The organism is Arthrobacter sp. H41 (genome assembly GCF_000520535.1).
Lineage (GTDB): Bacteria > Actinomycetota > Actinomycetes > Actinomycetales > Micrococcaceae > Arthrobacter_D.
The window spans coordinates 40,988-50,126 of the sequence record NZ_KI914771.1 but is presented as its reverse complement, the minus strand read 5'-3'; the positions used below and the strand labels follow the sequence as shown (position 1 = coordinate 50,126).

Annotated in this window: 9 protein-coding genes and 3 pseudogenes; 8 read left to right on the top strand and 4 right to left on the bottom strand. The window is 68.0% G+C overall.

The window, feature by feature from the left end:
* Positions 1–511, bottom strand: a 511-nt coding sequence (gene sepH / locus Y705_RS17195) for a septation protein SepH (RefSeq protein ID WP_155849902.1), incomplete at its 3' end; no start/stop codon positions are given.
* Positions 512–707: 196 nt separating this feature from the next.
* Between sepH and Y705_RS17190 the strand changes: the two are divergent.
* Positions 708–917 (top strand): annotated as a pseudogene (locus Y705_RS17190) (DUF4193 family protein); the annotation flags it as partial.
* Positions 918–932: 15 nt separating this feature from the next.
* On the opposite strand, the gene Y705_RS0103725 reads toward Y705_RS17190, so the two are convergent.
* The gene (locus Y705_RS0103725; RefSeq protein WP_026531871.1) at positions 933–1,394 is read right to left on the bottom strand and encodes a DUF3093 domain-containing protein; all 462 of its coding nucleotides are present in this window, start codon (positions 1,392–1,394) and stop codon (positions 933–935) included.
* 204 nt (positions 1,395–1,598) lie between these two features.
* Here Y705_RS0103725 and dut point away from each other — a divergent pair, with 204 nt between their 5' ends.
* From dut to Y705_RS17185, 4 genes are all read left to right on the top strand, one after another.
* Positions 1,599–2,117, top strand: coding sequence for a dUTP diphosphatase (gene dut / locus Y705_RS0103720; RefSeq protein ID WP_026531870.1), 519 nt, complete (start codon positions 1,599–1,601; stop codon positions 2,115–2,117).
* 82 nt (positions 2,118–2,199) lie between these two features.
* A complete protein-coding gene (locus tag Y705_RS0103715; protein ID WP_026531869.1) occupies positions 2,200–2,991 on the top strand; it encodes a DUF3710 domain-containing protein in 792 nt (263 codons plus the stop codon).
* A 60-nt stretch (positions 2,992–3,051) separates the two neighbouring features.
* Entirely contained in the window at positions 3,052–3,327 is a 276-nt protein-coding gene (locus tag Y705_RS0103710) for a hypothetical protein (RefSeq protein WP_049822223.1), read from the top strand.
* Complete coding sequence (locus tag Y705_RS17185) at positions 3,327–4,112, top strand: DUF3159 domain-containing protein (RefSeq protein WP_081737762.1); 786 nt, start codon at positions 3,327–3,329, stop codon at positions 4,110–4,112. Before Y705_RS0103710 ends, Y705_RS17185 begins: the two co-directional genes overlap by 1 nt.
* Here the strand turns inward: Y705_RS17185 and Y705_RS17180 are convergent.
* Together Y705_RS17180 and Y705_RS0103695 are read right to left on the bottom strand one after the other, a co-directional pair.
* A complete protein-coding gene (locus Y705_RS17180) occupies positions 4,098–4,826 on the bottom strand; it encodes a potassium channel family protein (protein WP_049822222.1) in 729 nt (242 codons plus the stop codon). The two genes, Y705_RS17185 and Y705_RS17180, sit on opposite strands and share 15 nt — an antisense overlap.
* A complete protein-coding gene (locus Y705_RS0103695; RefSeq protein ID WP_026531867.1) occupies positions 4,823–5,497 on the bottom strand; it encodes a potassium channel family protein in 675 nt (224 codons plus the stop codon). Before Y705_RS0103695 ends, Y705_RS17180 begins: the two co-directional genes overlap by 4 nt.
* A gap of 116 nt (positions 5,498–5,613) precedes the next feature.
* Between Y705_RS0103695 and Y705_RS0103690 the strand changes: the two genes are divergently transcribed.
* From Y705_RS0103690 to Y705_RS22170, 3 genes and pseudogenes are all read left to right on the top strand, one after another.
* Positions 5,614–7,590 carry an APC family permease gene (locus Y705_RS0103690; RefSeq protein WP_026531866.1) on the top strand — a complete coding sequence of 659 codons (1,977 nt, stop codon included), beginning with the start codon at positions 5,614–5,616 and terminating at the stop codon, positions 7,588–7,590.
* A 5-nt stretch (positions 7,591–7,595) separates the two neighbouring features.
* Positions 7,596–7,778, top strand: a pseudogene (locus tag Y705_RS23475) (TRAM domain-containing protein); the annotation flags it as partial.
* An 895-nt stretch (positions 7,779–8,673) separates the two neighbouring features.
* Positions 8,674–9,139: pseudogene (locus tag Y705_RS22170) on the top strand (class I SAM-dependent RNA methyltransferase); the annotation flags it as partial.

Genomic DNA, 9,139 nt, shown 5'->3' with positions numbered 1-9,139 from the left:
GAAGCGCGAAGCGGGCCACGACGAGCCACACGCCGTCGGCCCGCCTCCACGAGTCCCACTCGACGCCGGCCGGGTCGATTCCATAGGTCTGCAGACGGAACGCCACCATGTCACCCAGCTGCGCCGGGTTGTTGCCGAACGCAGAGCGGTAGCCGTCGTGGAAGGGCACGGGGGAGGCCACTTCGACGCGCTGGGCGAGGTACGCCATGTAGTCGCGCTCCGCACGGATGGGCCCTTCGTACCGGAGGACATGGTCGAGTTCGAGGCCCGATTCGGCGGCCACTTCCGCGGCGCTCGCACCGCTGCGGATGCGTGCCTGGATGTCCTTGGGGGTGAGATGCACGGTTGCCTGTCCATTGTTCGGAGGAAGCGGGGCAACGCGGGTTGACGGCCGGGTGCTCGCGATCCTCAGCGCTTCGTTGATCGGCAGGCGGAAAGTGATGCCCTCGTCGCCGCTGAGCAGCAGGTATGCACCATCCTCATGGACGCCCACCAGACGTAGCTCCTGCATTCAATCCTCCAGCCGACAGTTTTCTCTAGGTGAAACTGTGCCATTGAATGGCTTCCATTCCTACTACACCCGGTGGCGTGGCGCGGAACTGGTCCTCCGGTGTGGACCGGCACCGAAAATGCTGAACAATGATGTTGAAGAGTGATGCTGAACAGTAGTCGGACACGAGAAAGGCGGCAGGGAAATGGTGACGCACCAGTCCCCGGTGATCGATGAGGACGAGATTGAAGCAGCCGATTCCTTCGAGTTGCCGGGCGCCGATATGTCAGGCGAGGAACCGGTGGTCGAGTTCCTGCCGGCCCAGGCCGACGAATTCATCTGCGTGTCGTGTTTCCTGGTGCGGCACCGCTCCCAGATCGCAGAGAACGAGGGCGGCCTGCTCTACTGCCTCGACTGTCGGGGCTGAGCCGGGGGAATCCGCTCAGGGGGCCAGCGCCGCCACCAGCTTCTCCGGTTTCCGGGACGAGGTGAGCCAGTAGGGAGTCCGGTCCTCGGGATCGACCACTTCGATCTTCACGACGGGGGAGATCCATCCCCGGATGCACAGGTAGGCAAGGCCGTGCAGGGAGGTGCCGCGTTCGCGCGTGGCGTCCTCACCCCGGTACAGCTCCACGGATCCCAGGTAGCGCCGCTCGATGGTGGCCCGGCCGACCGTCAGCGTCGAGCCCGTCACAGCGATCCGCGGGGTGGAGAGGATGAGCAGGGTGGTGAGAATCGCTGCCAGGGCTACCGCGGCGACATATCCGATGACGATGTCGATCGGCGCGAACGTCACGATAGCGGCGCTGGAGACTCCCGCCGCTATCAGCCAGATCCACGGGGAAGGCCACAGCTTTTCCTCGTAGAGAACGACGTCGGCGGATCCTTCTGCGGCAGCTGGCATGCCTCAACCATTCCATCTTTTACTGCGGGTTTCATCCCGGCTATCAGGCGACCACAAGGCAAAGGGGCTAAAGTGATTTCCTGTACCTGCCGCGGGCCCGGCGGACCGAGCCTTCCGGCTGCGAGGAGCAGAAGCCGCGGGTGCGCAGGACTCTCCGTGGCAGAAACCCCGATTGCCTGGAACCCCCGACTGTTGGAGACGCTGGTGCCTGACACGCAAGAGGACCTGCCGGTCCAGATTCGAATGCTCGACGACGGCCTCGACGTTCCGGCCTATGCCACGGCCGGAGACGCCGGGGCGGACCTGTGCAGCCGGGTGGATTTCTCCCTCGCGCCGGGGGAGCGGCTCGTCGTCCCCACGGGTGTCGCCATCGCGCTGCCCGAGGGATACGCCGGCTTCGTCCATCCCCGGTCGGGACTCGCCGCGCGATACGGGCTCACCATCGTCAATGCGCCCGGCACTGTGGATGCCGGTTACCGCGGCGAGATCAAGGTGTGCCTGCTGAACACCGACCGCGGCACCACGGTCCACCTTTCCCGCGGCGACCGCATCGCCCAGCTGGTCATCCAGCGCGTTGCCCGCGCCGAATTCCGGCAGGTACCCGAGCTGCCGCAGTCGGTACGGGGCACGGGCGGATTCGGTTCGACGGGCGGGTTCGCGGTGGGAACCGGATCGCCGGCCGGACAGGACGGGTTCCGGGGCGACGGGACCAGCCGGGCATGATTTTCACCCTGTTCCATGGTGCGCGCCGGATGGCGTGCACCCAGCATCGAGGACGCGATCGTCAAAGGAAAGGAACCCACTCATGGCTTTTGGGCGCCTGAAGAAGAACAAGCAGGACGAGGCGGCTGCGGAAACCGCCGAAGAGCAGGCAGCTTCCGCAGTGGATGCAGCGTCAGAGGACACGGCTTCAAAAGACACAGCCTCAGAGGACACAGTGGAGCCCGACGCCGGAGCGGAAGCGGGCAGCGCCGGGTTCATCCGTGACGCCGGCCCGTTCGATTCCACCGAGAAGGAAGCGCTCGACGGCTACATCGATCTAGGCGCGCTCCGCATCGGTGCGGCACAAGGACTTCAGCTCCGGCTGGAGGTCGAGGAGCGAACCAAGCGGGTCATCGCCGTCACGCTCGACCTCAATGGATCCACGCTGCAGCTGCAGGCATTCGCCGCCCCGCGGACGGGAGGCATCTGGGACGACATCCGCGAGCAGATCGGCCTGTCCGTCGGATCGCAGGGCGGCACCGTCGAGGAGAGAGCCGGCACCTTCGGCACCGAACTGATGGCGAAGCTGCCGGCGAAACTGCCGGACGGCCAGCCAGGCCACCGTGTGGCACGGTTCGTCGGCGTGGACGGTCCGCGATGGTTCCTCCGCGGTGTCTTCGGAGGTCGCGCGGCGATCGACGCGGAAACCGCCGCTCCCGTCGAAGCGCTTTTCCGCAGCGTCGTGGTGGTACGCGGTGACCATCCGCTGCCCCCGCGGGAGCTGCTGCCGCTGCGCCTGCCCAAGGATGCGCAAACGACGCCGCCTCCGGAGACACCTGCCCGCCCGGACCTCAACCCCCTTGAGCGCGGCCCCGAGATCACCGAGATCCGGTAGCGGCCGATGCCCGGTTTTCGGGCCGGGGCGCATCGCTCGTCGGCTGGTTCGTCCGACCCCGTGGCTCGGGGGCAATGCGCCGGGCGCGGTTTCATCGATCGGGTCACCATCCAGCCCACGACGAGCGCTCCCCGGTTCTCGGCGATCGTGAAGCTCTCCGGCGGTGCCGGCTCACCCGCGGTGCGCATCCAGCTCGTCTGGATGGGCCAGCGGCGCGTGCCGGGCATCGTGGCCGGCGCGGAGCTGTCCTTCGAAGGGATGGCGAGCCCGGTGGACGGCATTCCGACCATCTACAATCCTCGCTACGAAATCATCGGGCGGCCGGAGGAACACTAATGGACAGGCACAACAGGTTGAAGAAGCACGAGCACGACGAGAACCCGAACGAGGACAGCCTGAACGAGGGAAGCCCGAACGACAGGACGGAGAACGTTCCCGGAACGGGTGGGTCCGGTGCCGCCGGCTTCGCATCGCAGTACGCCGCCTCCTCGGGCGTCAAGCGCGACGCCGCCGGGCAGATCGACGTGCTGTCCTCGATCGGGGGCAAGCAGGGCCTCGCCGAGAGCGTTGTCCCCGGGCTCGTGTTCACCGTGCTGTTCACCATCACCCGGGATCTGACGGTGTCGCTCATCGCCTCACTTGCCGGCGCCGCAGTGTTCTCGGGAATCCGGCTGGTATCCCGCAAGCCGCTCACCCAGGCACTGTCGGGACTCATCGGCGTGGCGATCTGTGCCTTCGTGGCGCTCCGCACCGGAAACGCCGAGGACTTCTTCCTGCCCGGGTTCTACGTCAACGGTGCCTACATCGTGGCCATGGTCATCTCGATCGCGGTTCGCTGGCCCTTCGCCGGGCTGCTGTTCGGCTTCCTTCGCGGTGAAGGCGTCGAGTGGCGGAAGGAACCCCGCCGCGTCCGGGCCTATGCCTCGGCAACCTGGATTCTCGTGGCGGTTCTGGCCCTCCGGCTGGCAGTACAGCTTCCGCTGTACCTGGCGGAGAACATTGCGGCACTGGGGTCGATGCGCGTGGCCATGGGCCTGCCGCTGTACGCCCTCGGGCTGTGGTTCGCCTGGCTGATCTCCAAACCGGCCTCCAAACCGCCCGTTCAGCTAGAGCACCACTGAGGAACCGCTGCGATCCGGTGGTGCGTCCTCGGTCGGGTCTTCCTCCCGCGCTCCTTCCCGGGCCGAGAGAGCGACGCGCAGGGCGTCCTCCGCCGCTATCGCCGCGAGGAAGAACACTTCGTCGCCGGGCTCCACCACATCGTCCGGGCTGGGGGTGATGGGGGCGTCGTCGCGCAGGATCGCCACCACCGCGCAGTCCTCGGGGAGCGAGATGGAGCCCACGGTTGAGCCCACCAGCGGCGAGTCCTGCGGCACCGTGAACTCGACGATCGAGGACACCCCGGTCTGAAGGGTCAGAAGCCGCACGAGATCGCCGATCTCCACGGCCTCCTCGACGAGCGCGGTCATCAGGCGCGGTGTGTTGACGGCGACGTCCACACCCCACGAATCGTCGAACATCCAGTCGTTCTTCGGATTATTGACACGCCCCACGGTGCGGCCCACACCGAATTCGCTCTTGGCCAGCAGCGACACCACGAGGTTCACCTTGTCATCGCCCGTTGCGGAGACCACGACGTCGGCCTCGTCCAACCTCGCGTCCTTGAGCGTCGTAAGTTCGCAGGCGTCACCGATGAGCCAGGTCGCGCCCTTGAGGCCGCTACGCCCCACCGCCTCGGGCTTCTCGTCGATCATCAGGATCTCGTGCTTGTTGGACAACAGTTCCCGGGCGATGGACGAGCCGACACTTCCCGCCCCGGCAATGACCACTCTCATTCGGTTTCCTCCTGCGGTCCCTTGGCAAGTACACGAGCAATCTCGTCGGTCGCCGTCGTCCTCATCATCGCGTGGAGGATGTCACCCTGCTGGTAGCTGGTTTCCTCGGACGGAAGGATGCCCTCACCGAAGCGGGTCAGGTACGCGATGCGGACGCCGCCTGCCGCCTCGATATCACGGAGGGAGCGGCCCAGCCAGGCATCGTCGAGCGCCAGTTCGCCGAGGATCAACCGGCCCGAGGTCTCGCGGAAGTCGCCGTTGATGCTCTGCTCCGGCAGGATGCGCCGCAGCACCTGGTCGGCGCTCCAGCGCACAGCGGCGACGGTGGGAATACCGAGGCGCTGGTAGATCTCCGCGCGCCCCGGATCGTAGATGCGCGCGACGACGTGGGGCACGTGGAAGGTTTCGCGGGCTACCCGTGTGGCGAGGATGTTCGAATTGTCGCCGCTGGAGACGGCGGCGAAGGCGTAGGCCTTCTCGATGTCGGCCTGCTTGAGCGTGTCGCGGTCGAAGCCCACCCCGGTGACTCTCCTGCCGCCGAAGGAGCCCCGCAACCGCCGGAACGCGCGGTCGTCCTGGTCGATGATGGCCACCGTATGGCCGGACTCGTCGAGCGTATGGGCCAGGCTGACGCCCACCCTGCCGCACCCCATGATCACGAAATGAGCCACCGAGGGCACCCCTGTCTGCTGCGTGGTGCGGCGGCCATCCGGACCGTTCCGGCCTGCCGCCACCTGCCCCAAGCCTAATGGGTTGGAGCGGGCCCAAACGCGCTAGTCTGTGGGCTGTGCTGACTTTTTTCGAGGCCGTCAAGCGGGTGCTGGTGGGCAAGCCGTTCGCCAGTGACCGCTTGCGGCAGCGAAGCCTGCCGCGGTGGCTCGCCATGCCGGTGTTCTCCGCCAACGCCTTCTCCTCGGTGGCCTACGCGCCGGATGAGATCCTCCTCACGCTCGCCCTCGCCGGAGTCGCCGCCGTCGCCGTGTCCCCCTGGGTCGGGCTGGCCGTGATCGTGGTCCTCCTGGTGGTCATCGCGTCCTACCGGCAGGGGGTGCGCGCCTACCCGACGGGCGGCGGCGACTACGAGATCGCCAAACGGAACCTCGGTCCGCGCGCCGGGGCCACGGTGGCCTCTGCCCTCATGGTCGACTACGTCCTGACCGTGGCGGTATCCGTCTCCGCTGCGGCACAGTACCTCGTGGCGCTGGCGCCGGACCTGGTGGACTTCCGGGTGTCCCTCGCAGTCGCCGGGGTGGGAATCCTGGTCCTGCTCAACCTGAGGGGGTCGGTCGGCGGAGCGCGCGCCCGGGCAGTTCCGACCTACATCTTCCTGGCCGCCGTCGCCGGACTGTGCCTGACGGGACTTGGCCAGGTGCTCACCGGAACCCTGCGGGAAGCCCCGAGCGCCCGGTTCGAGATCATTCCGGATCCGGCGTTCGACGCCGGCCTGGTCGGCCTGGCGGGGGCACTCCTGGTGCTGCGGGCGTTCTCGGCCGGCGCGGCGGCACTGACCGGGGTCGAGGGGCCGGGCTCCAATGTGCCGAGCTTCCAGGCACCCAAAGGCCCGAACGCCGCGTCGACGCTCCTCGTGCTCGGGGTGGTGTCGGCGGCCATGCTCGCGGGCGTCATCTACCTCGCCAACGCTGCCAGGGTGCATGTGGTGCAGAACCCCGCCGCGCAGCTTCTGCTGGACGGCCGGCCCGTCGCTGCGGAGTACATCCAGAACCCGGTCCTCAGCCAGCTCGCGTCCACCGTGTTCTCCGCCGGCTCCGTGCCCTTCTATCTTGTTGTCGCCGCGACAGCCCTGATCCTCATGCTCGCCGGCCACGCTGCGTTCACTGCGTTCCCCGTCCTTGCATCAATCCTCGCGGCCGACGGCTACCTGCCCCGCCAGTTGAGCACGCGCGGTGACCGCCTCACCTTCAGCAACGGCATCCTGGCACTCGGGCTCGGCGCGGCAGTGCTCATCCTGATCTTCCGGGCCGACGTCACAGCGCTCGTCCAGCTCTACATCGTGGGCGTCTTCGTCTCCTTCACCGTGGGCCAGTTCGGGCTGATTCGGCACTGGAGCCGGCACCTGCGCAGCACCGTGGACAAGTCCGAGCGGTGGCGGATGCAGAAGTCACGTGCCATCAACACGCTCGGCTTCGTCCTGACGGCGGCCGTCCTGGTGGTGGTCCTCGTGACGAAGTTCGAGTTCGGTGCATGGATCGCCCTGCTGGCCATGGCGGTGCTGTTCGTATCGATGCGCGGCATCAAGCGACACTACGACGCCGTCGCCGAGGAGCTTGCCATCGACGACGCCGTGAGGCTCCGCGCGCTTCCCTCGCGCGTGCATGCCGTCCTGCTCGTCTCGCATGTCCGCAAACCCGTGCTGCGGGCGCTCGCCTTCGCGCGAGCCTCCCGGCCGTCCAGCCTCGATGCCGTCATCGTGGACGTCGATCCCGAGCAGACACGGCGTACCCTTGAGGACTGGGAGAGATTCGAGATTCCCGTTCCCATCACGGTTCTCGCCTCGCCCTACCGCGACACCATCACGCCCATCCTCGACTACATCCGCACTCTGCGCAGTGATGCTCCCCGGGACCTCATCGTCGTGTACATCCCCGAGTACGTGGTGGGCAAATGGTGGGAGCAGCTCGTCCACAACCAGACAGCGCTGCGCATCAAGACACGCCTCCACTTCGTTCCGGGAGTGATGGTGGCCAGCGTCCCCTGGCAGCTGGCGTCATCCGATGCCACCCAGAATTTCCAGAACCAGAAGTAGAGGCCATGACTTCCGCATCCGACACTCCAGCTCCGCAGCCGGCCACGCCTGGTCCACTGCCCTTCGACGCTTCCCCGGTGCTCGAAGCGCGGATTGAACGCCCGGCGCATGGTGGCCACTTCGTGGCGCGGATCGACGGCCGGGTGGTCTTCGTCCGGCATGCGCTGCCGGGTGAGACGGTGCGGGTCCGGCTGACCGAGCAGGACGACGCCGCCAGCTTCTGGCGCGGTGACGCCGTCGAGGTCCTCGAGCCCTCGCCGCACCGGGTTGCCCACCCGTGGCCGCTGGCCGACGCGCTCAGGAGTGCTGCCCGCGGCCGGGCGCCGGTGGGCGGGGCCGAGTTCGGGCACATCGCCCTTCCGGAGCAGCGCCGCCTCAAGGGTGAGGTCTTCGCCGAGCAGCTGTCGCGTCTCGCCGGGGTCGAGCGGCCCATCGAGGTGGAAGCCGTACCCACCGAGTCCCCCGACGGGCTCGGCTGGCGCACCCGCACCGCCTTCGCGGTCACCACCTCGGGGCGGCTCGCCATGCACGTCCACCGCTCGAACGACCTCGTGGCCATCGCCTCGATGCCCCTTGCCGTCGATGCGATCAATGCGCTCGAGCTGCAGAAGATCGACTTCACCGGAATGGACCGCGTGGACGTTGCAGCCGGCTCGGGAGGCGGGATGCCGCTGGTGCTCCTCGTTCCGGCGCCGGGCACACCGGCCCGGCGTCCGGCAGCCATCGCAGCGCAGGTCAAGGGCGCGTCGGTGGCAGTGCTCGACGTCGAATCCGGGCGCGTGCAGCGCATCACCGGCCGCACCTGGCTGCAGGAGCGGGTCGGCGATTCCGACTACCGGGTGACCGGCGCGGGGTTCTGGCAGATCCACCGCGGCGCGCCGTCGGTGCTGGTGGAGGCGGTGCTGGCCGGCCTTTCGGTGGACCCGGGGGAGAAGGCGGCCGACCTGTATGCAGGGGCAGGCCTCTTCACCGTGCCGCTGGCCGCAGCCGTCGGAAGCGGCGGATCGGTCCTTTCTGTGGAGGGATCCGCCGGCACGACGCACCCGCACCGCCTTCGCGGTCACCACCTCGGGGCGGCTCGCCATGCACGTCCACCGCTCGAACGACCTCGTGGCCATCGCCTCGATGCCCCTTGCCGTCGATGCGATCAATGCGCTCGAGCTGCAGAAGATCGACTTCACCGGAATGGACCGCGTGGACGTTGCAGCCGGCTCGGGAGGCGGGATGCCGCTGGTGCTCCTCGTTCCGGCGCCGGGCACACCGGCCCGGCGTCCGGCAGCCATCGCAGCGCAGGTCAAGGGCGCGTCGGTGGCAGTGCTCGACGTCGAATCCGGGCGCGTGCAGCGCATCACCGGCCGCACCTGGCTGCAGGAGCGGGTCGGCGATTCCGACTACCGGGTGACCGGCGCGGGGTTCTGGCAGATCCACCGCGGCGCGCCGTCGGTGCTGGTGGAGGCGGTGCTGGCCGGCCTTTCGGTGGACCCGGGGGAGAAGGCGGCCGACCTGTATGCAGGGGCAGGCCTCTTCACCGTGCCGCTGGCCGCAGCCG

Bases quoted from the DNA above. Each gene is read 5' to 3' on its own strand.
- Y705_RS17180 (WP_049822222.1), bottom strand. From the start codon at position 4,826: ATGAGAGTGGTCATTGCCGGGGCGGGAAGTGTCGGCTCGTCCATCGCC.
- Y705_RS17185 (WP_081737762.1), top strand. From the start codon at position 3,327: ATGGACAGGCACAACAGGTTGAAGAAGCACGAGCACGACGAGAACCCG.
- Y705_RS0103725 (WP_026531871.1), bottom strand. From the start codon at position 1,394: ATGCCAGCTGCCGCAGAAGGATCCGCCGACGTCGTTCTCTACGAGGAA.
- Y705_RS0103715 (WP_026531869.1), top strand. From the start codon at position 2,200: ATGGCTTTTGGGCGCCTGAAGAAGAACAAGCAGGACGAGGCGGCTGCG.